The following is a 17,227-nucleotide window of genomic DNA, read 5'->3' on the forward strand; positions in this document are numbered from 1 at the left end:
TTATTAACAATAATTAAAATCACTTTGAAAACTATTTTATTTTATATATAATAAATTTATGAATAGGAGGTCAAACAATGTATAAAGTAAATGAAAATTGTATTGGTTGTGGTTGGTGTGTATCCTTATGTCCTGATGTTTTTCAAATCAATGATCATGATGTATCTGAAGTCATTGTAGACGAAATCTCCGATGGTTTAGAAGAAATTATCAAAGAGGCACAAGTGGCATGTCCAATGCAAGCCATTGTGAAAAAGTAAAAGTATTTTAAATATGTCATAAAAAAGGAGCTGAAATCAGCTCTCTTTTTCGTCTTTATGTCTATGATAAGTATTCATTTCTATTTCAATTAAATGTCTTTTCATTTCATTTTCTAATGGTCTAAAAAAACTAATTGTATGACATTTTTTACACCATATAAAATGAACTCCTTCTAATTCTTTATATTCAATAAAGGGTTCTGTTGCCCCACAGATACCACAAACATTCGTTTTTTCTGGTTCTAAAACAACACTACGCATTTTTCATCCTCCTTGCTTTTTATTATAATCACTTTATTGTCTTCTTCAATAAACTTCATCATACAAATATCGACAAAAAAAGAATATCCTCATAAAGATATTCTCTATTATACTATTTTTTAGCATTTTTTTAGCCAAAGCCATTGCTTTTAATTCTTTGACTTCCTGTGGTTTTAACATACGATATTGTCCTGGTCTTAATCCTTTCAAATCAACACTACCAACACGTAAACGATGTAATCTTTTCACAGGATGTTCAACAGCTTCAAACATTTTCTTAACTTGACGATTCTTTCCTTCAATCAATTTAATCATCAACATTGTTGTACCATGTTCTTCATCTTTACCAACAATTTTAATACGACATGGTAAAGTTTTGACACCATCTAAATAGACTCCTTTTTCTAACTGATGCACTGTCAAACCACTAACTATTCCTTTGACACTGACTTCATAAACTTTTTCTAAATGTGATGAAGGATGCATCATTAAATTGGCAAACTCTCCATCATTACTCATCAACAATAAACCAGAAGTATCATAATCCAATCTTCCTACTGGATAAATACGTTCTTTAACATCTTTAAAATAATCAATCACTGTCTTTCTGCCAAGTTCATCACTTAATGAACAAATACATCCTTTTGGTTTATAAAAAACATAATAAACTTTATTTTCACCTTGAAGAGATTTCCCATCCACCATGATTAAGTCTCCTCGTTTCACTTTAAATCCCAGTTCACTGACGACTTCACCATTGACTTCGACTCTCCCTTGACGAATCAAATCTTCAGCTTTTCTTCTTGAAGTATATCCACTCGCCGCAATTGCTTTTTGTAGTCTTTCCATAGTATCCCGTCCTTTCCAGATACCATTATACATAATTTATTCAATTATACAAACATTTTTAAATAAATTATAATCGCAAAAATAACTGATAAACAATCCATTGTTAAACCAATGGGCAAAGCATATCTTGTTTTTTTCATATGAATCGAAGAAAAATAAAGTGTCACAACATAAAAGGTTGTATCACTGCCACTTTGAATAAGAGTTGCTAAAAGACTTAAAGGATGATCAACACCAAATATTTCATAAAAAGAATATAAATAAGATAATGATGCATTGGCACTGACTGGTCGCAATAAACCTAAAACCAATATATCTATAGGAATATGCAAAAGATTTAAAAGTGGAGAAAGAAAATGACTGAGTAAATCGATGGTGCCACTACTTTGGAGTAATTGAACAAAAATCATGAAAGCCATAAATGTCGTTAATAATGTTTTAAAGAGTTGAAAGGCATCTTTAACACCTTCTATAAAATAATCAAACAATGGTACACGTTTGATTAGACCATCAATAAAAACACATAACAATAAAATAAAAATGATTTTATTCATGATCAATCACCCTTTGAATGACAAGTCCAATCACAATAATAGATACGCCAATCAACAACATATAAGGATAAAAAGCATAAATTTCAAGTGAACCCATCTGTTGCCTGATCATAAAAAGTGTTGAAGGGAATAGACATAATCCTGCTGTATTCACAATAACAAGTGTCAACATGGCTCGACTAGGATATTGAGGATGAGCGTTATGATTCTGTAATGTTTGAAAAGCTTTGAGACCACTAATTGTCGCTAAAGTCCCTAATCCTAAAAGATTGGCTATCATATTTGAAGATAAATAAGTATAGACTTCTTTGTCTTTAATAATAGAACCATAAAGCAAATGAAAAAGAGGTTTCAATAAAAATGATAAATAATTCATAAAGCCTGTTTTTTCAATTATATTTAAAAAACCACCCCATAAACAAGCCGATAAAATAACATTTAAAAGTAAATCCCAAACCATATAAGGAGTATCCATCAATGCAACCATCATAGCTTCTTCTTGATGCCTTAACAACCCAATCAATAAGAAAATCACAACACACCATTTCCATATTCTAGCCATTGAAACATTCTCCTATTAACATCCTTGTATATTCAACAATCGTTGTCCAGAAACCTTTATGTGAAACTTGATATATGGGTGTTTGATCAATACACACTTTTAAAATATCACCTTGTGATTGTAAAGATACATTTTGACTTTCTTTACCACAATAATAAATATCTTGATCAATCAAAAAAGAATGTCCATGATATTGATAAATGCCTTTTGAAAGTACTAAAACATTTTGATACTTTTCAAAGCATTCTTCATATTTTTGTTGATGAAACTCAAAATCATTTCCACAATTAAAAGTCACAATAATTAATGAAATATCATCTTTAATAGCACGTGTTACCAGTGTTCTTTTGGCTTTTTTGGTATAACCAGTTTTTCCCCCTACACAATATTCATACTCATTTAAAAGCCTATTTTTATTATGCCATGTTCCCCCACCATCTTCACGATGGTAAGTTTCTTTCATCACAATATCATTAAAAATTGGGTTTTGACTACAATAGGCCATCAACAAAGCCATATCATAAACACAGGATTGATTGCCATTATCTTCTTCATCTAAACCCGTTGGATTAGAAAAATGCGTTTTCGTCATATGAAGCTCTTGTGCTTTTTGATTCATCATTTCAACAAACTCTTCAATGCTGCCTCCAACATTTTTCGCAATCACATTGGCTGCATCATTACCACTTCTTAATAATAAGCCATGTAATAAATCTCTAAGATTAATGCGGTCACCTATATGTATATAGATTCCACTTCCCCATGCCTCATTCACTTCTTCGCCTATTTCATATTCATCATCTAAATTACCATTTTCAATCGCCACTATGGCTGTCATAATTTTAGAGATGGATGCGACACTTTGGACATATTCTGTATTTTTTCCCTCTAGTACATTTTGATGTGTACTTTCCATGACAATATAAGCCTTACCTTGAAAATTCACAGCACGAACTTGAACAATACATAGTAGAAAACATAAAAAAAACACACATTTTTTCATCGTATCACCTATAATACTATATGAAATAAAAAGTGTGTTATGATTTTTTCTTCCATTCAGGATGTTGATTAATATATTTTATTGTAGCATCCAATCCATAATCATGAAGATAATGTAAAAGATGTTCCAAAAATCGACGTGTTTGAGGATGCATAATATAGGAATGTTTGCCATTTTCATAATAGGCCAAAGGAAAGGTATCTTTATATTTTGAACCTTGATATGTTTGGCTGGCTGCAACACGATCACAAAACATTTCTAAAACATAACGTGTTGGCATCTTTGCCGGTAATAAACCATCACGTGTAAAGTCAACCCAAAATTCCCAATGATGTTTATTTCTTCCTTTATGATGTAACCACGCTAATGAGTATCCTTTTTCACGACGTTCTACAGAATTAGGAGATTTATCCCCTTGATAATAATATATACCTGTTGAAAATTCACACCATGAATATTTTGACATATCATGTAGTAAACCTTGTTTATATAAACCAATACGAAAACATAGTTTCATAACTTTCCATTTATGTTTTGTGATAGTTTTGAAATGTCCTAAAATTTTCATCAAATCACCCGTATTTAGTATACAATGTTTTATATTTTATGTAAATCTCTTTATTTTTTTCAAACAGTGCTATAATGTAGTCAATGTGTAAGAGGAGGTTTGAGAGATGTCAATTAAAGTTGATGTTCGCACAAATATTAATGACTATGAATTAACACTTGAAAAATGCTCTGAAATTATTACATTATTACAAGACGCATATCAAAGCATTAGAAATGATATGTATGCTCGTTTTCTTAGTACAAGAACACTGATCAAAACATTAGCTGTTGTTGGATGTTTGATTGTTTTATATTTTTTAACACACAGTGCATTTTTCTTATATTCAACACCTATCTTTGTGATTGTTGCATTAATACTTGCGATAGGTTGTGCTGAATATATTATCACACAGACACGTAAAGAAATAATTGTTCAATTACAACATTATAAACAAGCACGTGAACAATTATTACAATACGAAAAAATCAAGTTTTAATGACTTGATTTTCTTAAACACCCTTTATTTGCTTTATGCAATTTATATACATTTCAATCCATTTGACAGGACTTCACAAAATTCTTCACAGAAAAATGCTTAGGATTAAGATATTGAACACCTTCATCAATCAGTTCAAATTTTTCATAATCAAATGGAATTCTTTCATTATATAAAAAATCATCATCTATCCACAAAGCAGGTAAAATATATTGACGATATTGTTCATCATTTTGACATTCAAGACATTCTTTATCTAACGAATCCAAAGATATGTAATGAATATCATAATCCAACGTATCTTTCATAAAAGTTTCAAGATAATCATTTAAAATAAAAGCGACTCTATTGTCATAATAAACATAACCGATTAAATTATGATCAATGATTTCTACACAATCATCGTGGCTATTTATTGATGCACCATAATAAACTGCATACCAATAAGAATCAGGATTTCCTGATTGAGATAGAAAATATTTTCCAACAATAGCTTCCAAATATCCACACAGTGATAAACTTTGCGTTCTTGTATGATGACTTAACGAAAAAATATGACTTATATCTATCATATAATCACTCCTATTACATCCATATATTATTTAGCAAGTTCATCTAATGTATCACCAGATATTCTATATACTGTCCAATCTGACATAGACTGGGCACCTAATGACAAATAAAAATCAATACTTGATTGATTCCAATCAAGACACCACCATTCTAAACGTCCACATTGGCGTTCTTTGGCAATCATAGCTAATTTTTTTAATATTGCCTTTCCATAGCCTTTTCCTCTATATTCAGGTAAAACATATAAATCTTCTAAATATAAACCAGCTCTCCCTAAAAAAGTAGAAAAGTTATGAAAAAATAATGCAAAGCCTATTTCTTTTCCATTGATACAAGCAAAGATAACTTCTGACTTTTGTTTATCAAATAGCCATTCTAAAAGAGTATCTTCATTGGCTATCACTTCATCTAACATTTTTTCATATTCAGCAAGGTCTTTAATAAATTTTAAAATCAAGCCTACATCTTCTCTTTTCGCATATCTAAATGTTAATTCTGTATTCATCTTATATCTCCTATCAAAGTGCATTTATAATCGTTATAACAATACCAATAATGGTAAGTGTTAATTTTCTCCATTTGTTCTCTTTAAATGATAAAATCATTATAGCAATAACATCAAAGCATAAGAAAAACTGCATGATTCTAGCAATCATGATAATTATATTGTTATTAACTTTTTCTTGTTTCACTTTTGTTAGATAAAACATCGAAAAAGGCATACTTCCAAGTAAAAATATATAACCATAAACATTAAGAGAAACGATTCCCATTGGTGCAGCAAAAATCATAAAAGGTACAGGGATAAAAGTCATAAAAAATAATACAATAGCCAAGAGTCCACCAAAGAGATAAAGAGGAATCAAACTATATTTGACAAGCACTGCACAATTCAATAATTCTTCTCTTGTCATTATATCTTTTTGAAATTTCATCATAATAAAACTCATAACACCTAAAAATAAAGGAAGAAAATTGATAATATCATTTGTATGTATGTCATGATTGAAGGATTGTTATTTTGTATTGTGATATGTTATGCAGGAATAAAAAGATATACATATAAAAGAATCACATACGCTAATGCCCACCAATATATCCATTTTGACATCAATGTATTCTTTTGATGATGCATGACATCACCCCTTACAATTTTTTATCAATATTATTTATTATAATTCTTCTAATACTTTTCTGACATTGTGCGCAGCATCTTCTTGAATTTCAATTACCCTTGCACCTCTTGATTTAGCAACTTCTCTTAAATCAACAGCAATGGCTGTATGAAATGAACATCCAATAACCAAAAGTATATCATCTGGTTCTAAATCATAAACCATTTGATAGGCTTTCGCATAATTAGGCGCAGGATCACCATATAATACAGGTTTATTATATAACATCCATGCCTCATCCATTTCATCATCTTCAGGTAAACCACCATGTAATTCTAAAGCATCACTTCCCGCTATTTGATGTAAACCATCAATATTCATTGTAATAACAGGTATCTTATATTGGGCTAAAGCGATATGAGCATCATTTGGTTTTGCCCCATTCATATTGGTTTTTAACTGTCTAATGACTTCATTATATTCTTCATGATGTGTATTGGCAAAATCTCTAAATAACTTTTCTCTAATATCAGGCCTTTCCATAAATGTAGGAATGTGAGACTGTTTACTAATCCCTGCTCCTGTAAATGCTATAATCTTCATTTTCATCACTCCTCGTTCCTTATTATATCATATTATCAAATTGAATGTTGATTAATTCTCTCAATCACAAAACATATTATCAAAAAACAACTACCATATTTGATAGTTGCTTATTTTAAACACTCTATTCAAAACAATTTCATTGATAATAAAACTGATGTCCATTAAGTTTGATTGTATGTATTTTTCTCTTATTTTTGATAATCATTAGAGCTTGTGATAAATCACTGAATGAACCTGTTATCATAATTAAGCTTATCAATCCATATATTTTCATATAAAGCGAAGGTGTCACAAAAAGAGAAAAAACAATATTAAAAATAATAAATGGTAAAGTGATAATTAAATTTGGTAATAACAAGGTATAAATCATACTCATTGGTGTTTTTTCTTCTATGCAATAAGTCATCATTGTAAAACCATGATACCAAATAGATACCTTTTCGTTTTTAGAAAAAGTGATAGCATGTAAAACTTCATGACAAATCATCAATATAACGACAATAAACAAACCTATTAAATCACCTATGAGCACATTTATAAGTTGTCCATTATAACGACAAATTAATAATTGAATACCACAAATCATTGGATATACCAAAATCAGTGCTGTAAGTACATAATCAATAGGACTCTGTTTGATTTTTGTATATTTCGATATATCTATTGTTTCCAATTGTTTTTCATCAACAAGTTTTCCTTTTCATTGTATAGCCATATAAAACACTCCACTTTCTTATATTATTTATTTTTTAAGTTTCAAAGATATATTATGAAACTTTGCTACTTTTTGAATCATGTCTACCACAAATAAACTTTTTTCTTTATCTGATAATGTGGATAAATTTTCTTTTTGAATAGCTTTCATAATCGTTTGAAGATCTGACAATTCCAATAAATTTACAGCTATACAAAAGAAGGCTTTTTTACGTCCATCATTATAATTTTTAAGTAAATCATAAAGAATTTTTATTTTTTCCTGTTGTTCTTGATTGTATGCATCGATTCCTATTTTTTGTGCTTTTTCTAAATCTCTTATTTGATGTTGATGCGTTATAAAAGAATCAAAATCATCAATATGTAAATATTTCTCACATGGATAAGAATGACATTCAAAACAATATTCAATACTTTTATGTTCTAAAGAACAACGAGCTATTTGGCAGGACTGATTGCCATTTCCACATCCTCCACAATGATTTAATAAATGCATAGGACATAAACCACAATTCAATCCACATAAAGATAAGAACTGATTGTTTCTTTGAAAACCTTTCATGAAATCAAACTTCTATCATCAATTTATATATATTTACTGCCTTCTTTAATACTTAATGAACTCATTTGATCTTGATGACGTTCAATAAAAGACTGAACCCATTGAGGATTGATTTTTGAATAATCTCTTAATGCCCAACCAATGGCTTTATTAATAAAAAATTCATCACTGCCTAGATTGTTGACTAAAATCTTTTCTAATAATTGTATATTAGTTTTGTCTTTACGACATAGTTGATGATCAATCGCGATTCTTCTCATCCAAATATCATTACTCTTTGACCAATCCAACATCAACTCATTCACACGTTGATCATGTAATCCTATATCACCTATGATTCTATCTAAAAAATCTACGCTATCCCACCATTGTTTGGTTTGTACATATTTTTGAATATAAGCAATATCTTCATACTTAAGAAAGGCTTTCATAGTCTGTAAATAATCACCAACAAGATATTGAAACTCTCGATGTTCATCTTGATAACATAAATTAAGAAATTCCCAGTCTATTTGTTTATTCTTTTTTCTTGTTTCAATAATTCTTTATAAATTTGTTTTCTTTGAGGTGTTGGTATACCATAGAAAACAAATTGATTACGCATATATTTTGCCATTTGTAATGCTTTTTCAGATTGTGCTTGAGATTCAAAAAGTTGCTTGATTTCTAAATATTTATCCATATTCTCTCCTCCATTACTACAATATTAGCTATTCTTAAACATGGTATAACTTTATAAACTGCATAATCATCATTTTTCATTTCCCTTTTCAATATCTACCCTTATTATATCATGTTTTGTATTTTTTAATATAAAGACAAGCTCCTTTCACAAAGAAATCATGACGTTTTTGAACAGCCTGCTCATCTTCTTCCAACCATATACGTTCAATCCACTCATGATGAAGATAAAAGATTTCACATAATTCCAACGCTTGATAGCTTTGATGTGTCAGTTGATATAACTTCATGATTCTTTGATCTAATAATTGATTATACTGATTTTTACTTGAAAAATTAGAAATATGAGTCATGATATCCTGACATTGGTGGTGTTGATAATAACGACAAGGCAAACAAATATCATCTCCAGTTATTGTTAATTGGCATTGTAAATAAGGATTTTGTATAATCTGATTAGCTATTTGATAAAAATTATGTCCCATTTTTTCATCTGGAACAAAGACTTCAATTCCTGATCCATATAATTTGATAACATCCAAAAAATGATGTGGTTTAATTGTAATTGTTTCCATCTCTTTAACCTCCTGTTATTATTATCATTATTTATCATTCAAAAGTTTAAAAATTTCCTTCATATTCTTTAAATAAAAACTTAAAGAAAAGAATTTATCAAAAAATGACCTTCAAAACATATTTTTTAAAAAAATATTTTCTACTTTAGCAAAATCAAAGCTTTTCTTAACAACACCTATTATAATAAAGATAAAGGGGGAATTTTTATGGATGAATTTTTAAGAGATATTCATACAATGATTTTTAAACAATGGATTCTCATTCAAAACCAGAGTCATTGTCACATTGAACTTGACAAAGAAAATGATAATATCATTCATATCACAACCAATTATAGTTCTAGTCAAGTTATCTTTAATCCATTAAATATTATAGAATTAAGCGTTACTAATACAATCAGTCAAAACATTGAATTTTATTTACATTTTCAAATGAAAACAATGAAACACGCCACTGAACTTTTCAATGAAATGATGAATAATATTTTACAACTCGTTGAAAAGCCAAAAATTAAAATATTATTAAGTTGTAGTGGTGGTTTGACAACATCTTATTTTGCCTCTAAGTTAAATGAGGCTGCGCAAATCTTAGATTATCATTATGAAGTGAAAGCCATTGGTTATACCGATTTATTTAATATCGGTAATGATTTTGATGTGATTTTACTGGCACCACAAATTTCCTTTATGCACGCTAAAGTCCAAGAAATACTCAAAGATAAAATTGTTTTAAAAATGCCTCCACAAGTCTTTGCGAAATATGATGTGGCTGAAACTTTAAAAATGGTGCGTCATGCTTTAGAACATCAAAAAACACCTGAACCTGCTAAAACTGAACATCGTGTTCAACCTTTACAGATGATTCCACACCAAGATACAAAAATTCTTGTTTTATCTATCTTTAGAAATAGTTTACGTGTGCATATTGCTTATCAATTATATGATGAACAAAATAAAGTGGTTGTAAGTAATGAAATCATCAAATTAAAAATCAGTATGGAAGATATTTATGATGTGATTGATACAATTTTATTACAATATAAAGATATTCGAATCATTGGTATTTCAACACCAGGAATTATTAATGATGGCTTTGTAACTTCTATGAACGTCTTTGGTTTACATGATGTCAATATGCATCAATTGTTAAAAGAGCGTTATCAAATACACATAGTCATTGACAATGATGTCAATACAGCCGCTGTCGGTTACTATGCTTCACAACAACAATTTTCATCATTTGTCTTTCTTTTCCAACCCACAAATTTTTTTGGTGGTGCCGGTGTGATTGTTAATGGTCAGTTAGTCAAAGGACATTATCATATTGCTGGTGAAGTCCAATATTTACCTTTGGATTATTCAGCTCCACCACGTACTTTAGCCAAAACACCAGAAGGTGCTTTAGAACTTGTTTCCAAAACAATTGCAGCTCTTTCTTCAGTGATTGGTCCTCAAGCCATTATTCTTTCATGTACTTTAATTCCTGATATTAAAGAATTAACAAAGATGTTAGCAAAGTACATTCCTGAAAATTATTTACCACAAATTATTAAAATTGAAAATATTCAAGAATATATTCTGCTGGGACAATTGATTTTATGTCTGCAACACTAAAAGCAAGGATAAAAAAAGCTTTTTTTACGATATACATAGAAAACGCTTACAGAAAATGCTATAATAATCTTAACAATAAAAACAGAAAAGGAGATTATAGCAATGGATTTGAATAAAAAAATAGAAGACATCAGTCATGCAGAGTACAAACTTTTATTAATTATTGGCCAACCTGGTAGTGGAAAATCAAAAGTCATTCGTGAATATAGCGAAGAAACAGGTGTTCCTATTCTTGATCTAGATAAGATTTTCTATCATACCCCAAGTGAAAAACTACTTCCTGAAATGAAAAATTTTTTAACAACTTATCATCAAAAAGTCTTATTATTAGATAATAAAAAACTTCTTTATGCTAAAAACAGCCAAATTGACTTATTAGCTTTCCTTAAAGAATTATCAAAAGATATCCCTGTTGTCGCAACATGGAACGGAAAAATTGAAGATGGGCAACTTTTCCATTTCCGTAGTGATTCTACAGAAGATCTTATTTATTCAACTGATAACAATGATTTTAAATACATCTTATGCTAGAAGCAGCACTTACTGCTTCTTTTCTATTTCAATCACATAAGGTGCTTTGTTTTTATTTAACATACGAAAACTAGAAACATGGAACTGATGGGAATCCAGTTGAGAAACAAACGCATCAATCCAGATACTTTCTTGATACCCTTCTTCATGACCAGGATAAACCACCACAAAAAGGGCTTGTTGCATATATTTTATTGCTTTTGTAAGTGCTTTTTGTGTTGAAGCAAGTGTCGTTGTAATATGATGTGAAGCTTGAGGCAAGTAACCCAAATTAAAGATTCCAACATCAAAGGTTGTCAGATACTGATCCATATTTTCATGACTATCTAAAATCAATTGGACATTAGATAGTGTTCCTAAACGCTGTTTCGTCATTTCTAAGGCCTCTTTTTGAATATCAAAAGCATAAACCTGTTGACAGTGTTGAGCTAGAAAAAGTGTATCATATCCATTTCCCATTGTGAAATCTACACCAATTTGAAAATCATAAGTTGCTATTCTTTGATGAACATATTCTACCATTGTTATCATACATTCACCTTCTTATACATCGTCCATTGACATTGATAATCTTTATAGATAACAACGAGATATTGATTTTGTATTTCTTCAACAATCGCATATCTAAAAAGCAATTCTTGATCCAAATGATATTGTTTTGCTAAATTTCTCATGACTTCTTTTCTTTGTTGAGGTGATAAAGAAGATGGATACCATCTTTTCGGTTTCACTTTAAACTGCAACAAATAATCCATAATTAATAAATCATGATACTTTTCAGGTAAATAAGCATCTAAATAACTATAAAGTTCATCCAACTGATAACCCATTGTTTTATAGTGATTGTCTTGATAAAAACAAGCCAAATCATAAAAGAGGGCAAAAGGTGAATCCACTTCATCCATCACTGCATTCATCGTACGTGTAAATCTTCCACTGTTCCAATATTTTTCAAGCATATCTTCTGCCATATGAATCTTATGCATATCTTCGTGATTTAACCATTTATTTTCTAACATTTCATAAGGTGGTTCCTGTTGATAAACATAACCATAGTCTTTAGCATCATTACGCAATGATGTCCCTCTTAATAGTTTTAAAAAACCTAGCTGTAATTCTTTAGCACGGAAAGCAAAAACATCATCAAAAGACTTTGCAAATCTTTCGTAAGTTTCATAAGGTAAACCAGCAATCAAATCTAAGTGTAAATCACATTTTCCATCTTCCATCAACATCTTGACAACTTCACTTAAACGTTCAAAGTTTTGAATTCTTTTGACAGCTCTATTGGTTGGTTCATAGGTTGATTGAATGCCTATTTCAAAACGTAATAATCCTGGAGGTGCATACTCTCTTATAAAATCGATAATTTTTTGATTCAAGACATCTGCATTGATTTCAAATTGAAACTGTTGTCCATGACGATAATGTTTAAAAATATAATCTAAAATCATAATCGCATGTTTAGCATCAGCATTAAAACTACGATCCAGAAATTTAATCGTCTTGGCTGAACTATTAAAAATAATATCTAATTGTTTTTTGAGATAATCTTCACTAAAAAATCTTAATCCCTGTTCCAATGATGATAAACAATATTGACATTGGAAAGGACATCCTCTGCTTGTTTCAAAATATAAAATGCGTTTGCCTTGGTCTTGGCGATCTTGTGGTAAATCATAAGGAGAATCCAAAGACTCTACATATTTTAAATTAGCTGCGGCTATCATTGATGAAATATGACCTTGATAACTCACACCGGGTAAATCAATAGGTTGATCTTGTTTTAAAGCCTTTAATAATTGCGGAAAACTTCTTCTCCTTCACCACTGATAATATAATCAACTGGAAATTGTTCTAGAAAGTGCTGTGGTTCATATGTAACTTCTGGTCCGCCTAAAATGATAATGATTTGAGGCTGCTTTTGACGTAATTGATGACATATTTTTTCAATATATTCAATATTCCATATATAACATGAAAAAGCAATAACATCTAAATGCATACCTAACAAATCATCAACAATATGGTCTAAAGAATCTTTAATTGTATATTCTTTAAAATCAATATCAAAATCATGATATGAGGCAACATAAAGTAGTCGTAGCGATAATGAAGTATGAATATATTTTGAATTTAATGTTGTGATTAATGTTTTCATAATTTTCTCCTAAAAAATAATCTAGGGATAGTCCCTAGATTATGAACCTTCTTTAATATCAGGGATAACCCCTTTGTTTAAACAATATTCTTCTAATGTCCATCCATTATTGAAGATTTCCTTAGCTGCTTCTTTACCAACATATCTAAAATGCCAAGGCTCATTTGCGATTCCTGTTATATCTGCCTTATCTTCTTCATATCTTAAGATAAAACCATATTTATAAGAATTAGCAACACACCATTTGTAGTCTGGCTTATAACCAAATCGACTGTTTTCAATACCATTTAACTTATCATCAATAACTGCTTGACATGTTAAATCAACACCTAATCCTGTTTGATGTTCACTGGCTCCAGGTTGAGCCACAAGACTTGCCGCTGTTACAGGATCATATTTTTTAAAGTAATCATCATATGTTGCTTTTTGTTTTGCATAAGAACGATAAGCACTATTGACAACCAAATCATAACCTTCTTGTTTTGCTGCTTCAAACATATCAACCAAAGCTTCAGCGGCTTCTTTTCTTAATCTTGAATCCTCACAATCTGATGCAACTTTCACTTTATTTGGATCAGGATTCGTCAAATCTTCTGGTTCATAATTAGCTGGTAAATAGAATCCTTTTTTCACCAATGATAAAATATCATCTGGGTTTTGAATCGTATAAGTTTTTTCAGTATCATTTTCAAAAATAATAAATGGATACGTTGTAATTAATACCGCATAATTATAATTTTTATTGTCTTTATAAACTTCCATATATTGATCAATATCTGCAAAAACAAAGCCTTTGACCTTCATAAAAGGTTCAATTTGAGCATAAGTATATTGCTTATCAACCAAATGTTTGACTTCATTTACACCCGCTGTTTTTAAGACTTCCCAAATCTGATCATTAGAATAATTTAAAGTTGTTAATTTAGGAACATAGTTTTCAAAAATATTATCAACAGTTGAAATAATTTCAGCCACTTCCATATCTTTATGTAAAGATAAATATTTTTCATATTCATCATAATATGACACTTTTTCACTTTGTGTTAGCCATTGTGTAATATGTTCCATCTTATCATGAGATAAGATTTCATCAACTTCATCACCATCTAATGCTAAAATATCACTTTGTTGGGAAAAAGAATACCCTTTAAAAGCCAATTGAATACGACTAAAATTAAACCAGACAATTACTCCTATAATAATCGCAATAACCACACCTATAATTGCAATTCTATCCCAACGTATTCTTGAACGTCTTGATGAAGAATACGAACTATAATATGTATATCTTTTACCTCTATTGAATCTCATAATCTACCTCTTTTCTATGCCTTATAGTTTATCATATTCATCGCTATAATTCTACATTTTCGGCAAAATTCACACGATTAAAAAACGACATATCATAATCTTATTGCAATCTTGCCTTAATTATGTTATTTTAATTGTTGTATATAAAGGAGGTTTCTCTATGCATTTTGTTATTTGTATGTTTATTGCATGTATCTGCCTCATTACTGCTGTATTATTTACAGAAGTCTTTCCAAAATGGTTCAAAGCTATTTTAGCTTTACTTGGAAGTGCTACTGCAGGATATGCAATCGCAATATTAATTAGAAAAATCGCAATGTGGACAAAAGCTTTCAGTAAACCTGAACTTTTACCAACAGCAGGTATTTGTGCCGGTATTATGCTTATTATTGTCATCGTTGTTGTGTTTATTCTGAATAAGAAAAAATCTAAAAAAGCTTAAAAAAACAATCTGAAATTTTTTCAAGATTGTTTTTTTATAATCTTTAGAAAAACTTAATATAAACTTCACTTCTCTTTTTTCCAATCTTGTATAATAAAGATATAAGGAAGTGAATTTATGGAAACAACATATAAAGAATATTATTTTGCTGGTTTGATGATGGCTTTTATTGCCTGTGTGGGTTGTCCTTTCAGTTTAATAAATCTCATCCCCATTGCAATATCATATCAACTCATTCAAAAAGCTAGTCAACATCAAATTCCAAAAACTTTATTAAAAAGGCTATTGATGATTTTTCAAATAGCCCTAGCACTAACCTTTATGACAACAATTCTTTATTTGAGTTTCCAGTGGTAATCATTTGATTGCCACTTTTTTTGAAATATAAACACTGACACTGCCATCTTTCACTGGAAAATTTCCATATCCCTGTTCATCAATCACAACAGTTTGTTCACAATTGTTTAAATAATCATAAAAAGTCTTTTGAGCAAATTGTTGTCCAACATACATTTTTAAAGAACCACCTTTTTGATTGGTCATAACGCACGCCAAACCATAAGTTTCACGTGTCCATCCAATGATATGTCGATCTTGAAAATAATCATTTTGTTTTCCATAAGCATAATGTTGACGTAAATACAATAAACGATCAAGGACTTGATAAAAAGCTGGTGTTACGGGTTGACTAATGCCATAATAATCACCATAAAAAACACATGGATAGCCATCTTTTCTAAGTAAGATTAAAGCATATGCCAATGGTTTAAACCAATCTAGTATCCATGACTGTAAACCTTGTTGGGGTTGGGTATCATGATTATCAACAAATGTTACCGCATGACCTGAAGCTTTTTGAACCAGTGTTCCTTCAAAGATTTGAGACATATCATATTGTCCAAAACTTTGGGATGCCTCATAAAAATGATAATGCAAAGGAACATCAAACAAAGACATTTGATAATCAACCGTTTGTAAGTAGCCTAATAATTTTTGAACATCTCCATGCCAATACTCTCCCACAGCAAATAATTCTTTTTGGATATATTGACGCATTTTTGAAAGCCAGTCACGATAAAAAGTTGCTCGAATATGTTTCACAGCATCTAAACGCAAGCCATCAATATGGGTTGTATCTAAATACCACTTTCCCCATCTTTCTAATTCTTCAATAACACGGGGATTAGAAAAATCTAGATCAGCACCCATTAAATAATCATAATTTCCATTTTCATCATCCACCTGTGTATCCCATGTCTTATCATGAAAAAGAAATGTCGCATGACGTTTTGTTTTCGCATCATAATCTATCCCATCAAAACAAGTCCAATCCCAAGTAAAATCACTATATTTTTGATGTCTTTGTGGGAAGGTAAAAAGTGTGGGTACACGTATCCATTCATCTTTTGTTTCCATTTGATAAGTATTATGCTGATTAACCATCGAAGCATTCACATCTTCATAGCCATCAGCACCCATACGATGATTCAAAACAATGTCACCATAAACTTGAATACCATACTGATGTAATGTATCAATGGCTTTTAAATATTCTTCTTTCGTCCCATATTTTGTGGAAATGCTTCCCTTTTGATCAAATTCTCCTAAATCATATAAATCATAAACACCATAGCCAACATCCTGATTACCCGCCATCCCTTTATAAGCTGGTGGCAACCATAAAGCCGTGATTCCTATCTCATGAAGATGCTTAGCATCATCAATAATTTTTGAAAAAGATGCGGTTTTGAAGGCAAATACCATTCAAAATATTGCATGAAAACACCTTGTTTCATTTCATCGCCTC

26 protein-coding genes are annotated in these 17,227 nt (G+C 30.2%); 6 read left to right on the forward strand and 20 right to left on the reverse strand.

Annotation, left to right across the window (positions count from 1 at the left end):
* Positions 1-77 precede the first annotated feature (77 nt).
* A complete protein-coding gene (locus NMU03_RS15870; RefSeq protein WP_290139801.1) occupies positions 78-260 on the forward strand; it encodes a ferredoxin in 183 nt (60 codons plus the stop codon).
* Between the two features lie 36 nt (positions 261-296).
* Here the strand turns inward: NMU03_RS15870 and NMU03_RS15875 are convergent, their stop codons facing one another.
* Genes NMU03_RS15875 through NMU03_RS15900 form a run of 6 tightly spaced genes read right to left on the reverse strand, consistent with a single transcriptional unit; the run spans position 297 to position 4,057 of the window.
* Positions 297-521, reverse strand: coding sequence for a hypothetical protein (locus NMU03_RS15875; RefSeq protein ID WP_290139802.1), 225 nt, complete (start codon positions 519-521; stop codon positions 297-299).
* A 45-nt stretch (positions 522-566) separates the two neighbouring features.
* Positions 567-1,370, reverse strand: coding sequence for a pseudouridine synthase (locus tag NMU03_RS15880; RefSeq protein WP_290139804.1), 804 nt, complete (start codon positions 1,368-1,370; stop codon positions 567-569).
* A 44-nt stretch (positions 1,371-1,414) separates the two neighbouring features.
* Positions 1,415-1,924 carry a spore maturation protein B gene (locus tag NMU03_RS15885; protein ID WP_290139806.1) on the reverse strand — a complete coding sequence of 170 codons (510 nt, stop codon included), beginning with the start codon at positions 1,922-1,924 and terminating at the stop codon, positions 1,415-1,417.
* Positions 1,917-2,486 carry a hypothetical protein gene (locus tag NMU03_RS15890; protein ID WP_290139808.1) on the reverse strand — a complete coding sequence of 190 codons (570 nt, stop codon included), beginning with the start codon at positions 2,484-2,486 and terminating at the stop codon, positions 1,917-1,919. Before NMU03_RS15890 ends, NMU03_RS15885 begins: the two co-directional genes overlap by 8 nt.
* Positions 2,479-3,489: a D-alanyl-D-alanine carboxypeptidase family protein gene (locus NMU03_RS15895; RefSeq protein ID WP_290139809.1), complete on the reverse strand. Its 1,011-nt coding sequence runs from the start codon at positions 3,487-3,489 to the stop codon at positions 2,479-2,481. The genes NMU03_RS15890 and NMU03_RS15895 overlap by 8 nt, the downstream gene beginning before the upstream one ends.
* 37 nt (positions 3,490-3,526) lie before the next feature.
* The gene (locus tag NMU03_RS15900) at positions 3,527-4,057 is read right to left on the reverse strand and encodes a DUF5662 family protein (protein WP_290139811.1); all 531 of its coding nucleotides are present in this window, start codon (positions 4,055-4,057) and stop codon (positions 3,527-3,529) included.
* Positions 4,058-4,163: 106 nt separating this feature from the next.
* Here NMU03_RS15900 and NMU03_RS15905 point away from each other — a divergent pair, with 106 nt between their 5' ends.
* Entirely contained in the window at positions 4,164-4,535 is a 372-nt protein-coding gene (locus NMU03_RS15905; RefSeq protein ID WP_290139813.1) for a hypothetical protein, read from the forward strand.
* Positions 4,536-4,588: 53 nt separating this feature from the next.
* Here NMU03_RS15905 and NMU03_RS15910 read toward each other — a convergent pair whose 3' ends face one another.
* The 9 genes from NMU03_RS15910 to NMU03_RS15950 all read right to left on the reverse strand — a co-directional run bounded on the left by NMU03_RS15910 (position 4,589) and on the right by NMU03_RS15950 (position 9,361).
* Positions 4,589-5,107 (reverse strand): transposase, encoded by a 519-nt coding sequence (locus tag NMU03_RS15910; protein ID WP_290139815.1) that lies wholly within the window; start codon positions 5,105-5,107, stop codon positions 4,589-4,591.
* A 26-nt stretch (positions 5,108-5,133) separates the two neighbouring features.
* A complete protein-coding gene (locus NMU03_RS15915; protein WP_290139817.1) occupies positions 5,134-5,613 on the reverse strand; it encodes a GNAT family N-acetyltransferase in 480 nt (159 codons plus the stop codon).
* A 13-nt stretch (positions 5,614-5,626) separates the two neighbouring features.
* Positions 5,627-6,058 carry a hypothetical protein gene (locus tag NMU03_RS15920; RefSeq protein WP_290139819.1) on the reverse strand — a complete coding sequence of 144 codons (432 nt, stop codon included), beginning with the start codon at positions 6,056-6,058 and terminating at the stop codon, positions 5,627-5,629.
* Between the two features lie 222 nt (positions 6,059-6,280).
* Positions 6,281-6,826: a Sir2 family NAD-dependent protein deacetylase gene (locus NMU03_RS15925; protein WP_290139821.1), complete on the reverse strand. Its 546-nt coding sequence runs from the start codon at positions 6,824-6,826 to the stop codon at positions 6,281-6,283.
* Between the two features lie 139 nt (positions 6,827-6,965).
* On the reverse strand, positions 6,966-7,502 hold the full coding sequence (locus NMU03_RS15930) for a metalloprotease family protein (RefSeq protein ID WP_290139822.1): 537 nt from the start codon (positions 7,500-7,502) through the stop codon (positions 6,966-6,968).
* Positions 7,503-7,571: 69 nt separating this feature from the next.
* Positions 7,572-8,105, reverse strand: a complete 534-nt coding sequence (locus NMU03_RS15935; protein ID WP_290139824.1) for a DUF3795 domain-containing protein — start codon at positions 8,103-8,105, stop codon at positions 7,572-7,574.
* Between the two features lie 23 nt (positions 8,106-8,128).
* Positions 8,129-8,647 (reverse strand): DNA alkylation repair protein, encoded by a 519-nt coding sequence (locus NMU03_RS15940; RefSeq protein WP_353956711.1) that lies wholly within the window; start codon positions 8,645-8,647, stop codon positions 8,129-8,131.
* Complete coding sequence (locus tag NMU03_RS15945) at positions 8,614-8,787, reverse strand: DNA alkylation repair protein (RefSeq protein ID WP_290139826.1); 174 nt, start codon at positions 8,785-8,787, stop codon at positions 8,614-8,616. The genes NMU03_RS15940 and NMU03_RS15945 overlap by 34 nt, the downstream gene beginning before the upstream one ends.
* A 109-nt stretch (positions 8,788-8,896) precedes the next feature.
* Positions 8,897-9,361 (reverse strand): hypothetical protein, encoded by a 465-nt coding sequence (locus tag NMU03_RS15950; protein WP_290139828.1) that lies wholly within the window; start codon positions 9,359-9,361, stop codon positions 8,897-8,899.
* 207 nt (positions 9,362-9,568) lie between these two features.
* Between NMU03_RS15950 and NMU03_RS15955 the strand changes: the two genes are divergently transcribed.
* Both NMU03_RS15955 and brxF read left to right on the forward strand, forming a co-directional pair.
* The gene (locus NMU03_RS15955; protein ID WP_290139829.1) at positions 9,569-10,975 is read left to right on the forward strand and encodes an ROK family protein; all 1,407 of its coding nucleotides are present in this window, start codon (positions 9,569-9,571) and stop codon (positions 10,973-10,975) included.
* Positions 10,976-11,077: 102 nt separating this feature from the next.
* Complete coding sequence (gene brxF / locus NMU03_RS15960; RefSeq protein ID WP_290139830.1) at positions 11,078-11,506, forward strand: BREX-3 system P-loop-containing protein BrxF; 429 nt, start codon at positions 11,078-11,080, stop codon at positions 11,504-11,506.
* A 9-nt stretch (positions 11,507-11,515) separates the two neighbouring features.
* Here the strand turns inward: brxF and mnmM are convergent, their stop codons facing one another.
* Genes mnmM through NMU03_RS15980 form a run of 4 tightly spaced genes read right to left on the reverse strand, consistent with a single transcriptional unit; the run spans position 11,516 to position 14,978 of the window.
* Entirely contained in the window at positions 11,516-12,037 is a 522-nt protein-coding gene (gene mnmM / locus NMU03_RS15965; RefSeq protein WP_290139832.1) for a tRNA 5-(aminomethyl)-2-thiouridylate-methyltransferase MnmM, read from the reverse strand.
* Positions 12,034-13,263, reverse strand: coding sequence for a B12-binding domain-containing radical SAM protein (locus NMU03_RS15970; RefSeq protein ID WP_290139834.1), 1,230 nt, complete (start codon positions 13,261-13,263; stop codon positions 12,034-12,036). Before NMU03_RS15970 ends, mnmM begins: the two co-directional genes overlap by 4 nt.
* Positions 13,264-13,301: 38 nt before the next feature.
* The gene (locus tag NMU03_RS15975; protein WP_290139836.1) at positions 13,302-13,667 is read right to left on the reverse strand and encodes a cobalamin-dependent protein; all 366 of its coding nucleotides are present in this window, start codon (positions 13,665-13,667) and stop codon (positions 13,302-13,304) included.
* A 39-nt stretch (positions 13,668-13,706) separates the two neighbouring features.
* Positions 13,707-14,978: a M15 family metallopeptidase gene (locus tag NMU03_RS15980; protein WP_290139837.1), complete on the reverse strand. Its 1,272-nt coding sequence runs from the start codon at positions 14,976-14,978 to the stop codon at positions 13,707-13,709.
* Positions 14,979-15,138: 160 nt separating this feature from the next.
* On the opposite strand from NMU03_RS15980, the gene NMU03_RS15985 reads away from it, so the two are divergent.
* Both NMU03_RS15985 and NMU03_RS15990 read left to right on the forward strand, forming a co-directional pair.
* Positions 15,139-15,420 carry a hypothetical protein gene (locus NMU03_RS15985; RefSeq protein ID WP_290139839.1) on the forward strand — a complete coding sequence of 94 codons (282 nt, stop codon included), beginning with the start codon at positions 15,139-15,141 and terminating at the stop codon, positions 15,418-15,420.
* A gap of 117 nt (positions 15,421-15,537) precedes the next feature.
* Positions 15,538-15,777, forward strand: a complete 240-nt coding sequence (locus tag NMU03_RS15990) for a hypothetical protein (protein ID WP_290139840.1) — start codon at positions 15,538-15,540, stop codon at positions 15,775-15,777.
* Here the strand turns inward: NMU03_RS15990 and NMU03_RS15995 are convergent, their stop codons facing one another.
* Positions 15,778-17,184, reverse strand: a complete 1,407-nt coding sequence (locus NMU03_RS15995; RefSeq protein WP_290139841.1) for an alpha-amylase — start codon at positions 17,182-17,184, stop codon at positions 15,778-15,780.
* Positions 17,185-17,227 lie beyond the last annotated feature (43 nt).

Origin of the sequence: Allocoprobacillus halotolerans (assembly GCF_024399475.1) — a bacterium.
In the GTDB taxonomy this organism is placed as follows: domain Bacteria; phylum Bacillota_I; class Bacilli_A; order Erysipelotrichales; family Coprobacillaceae; genus Allocoprobacillus; species Allocoprobacillus halotolerans.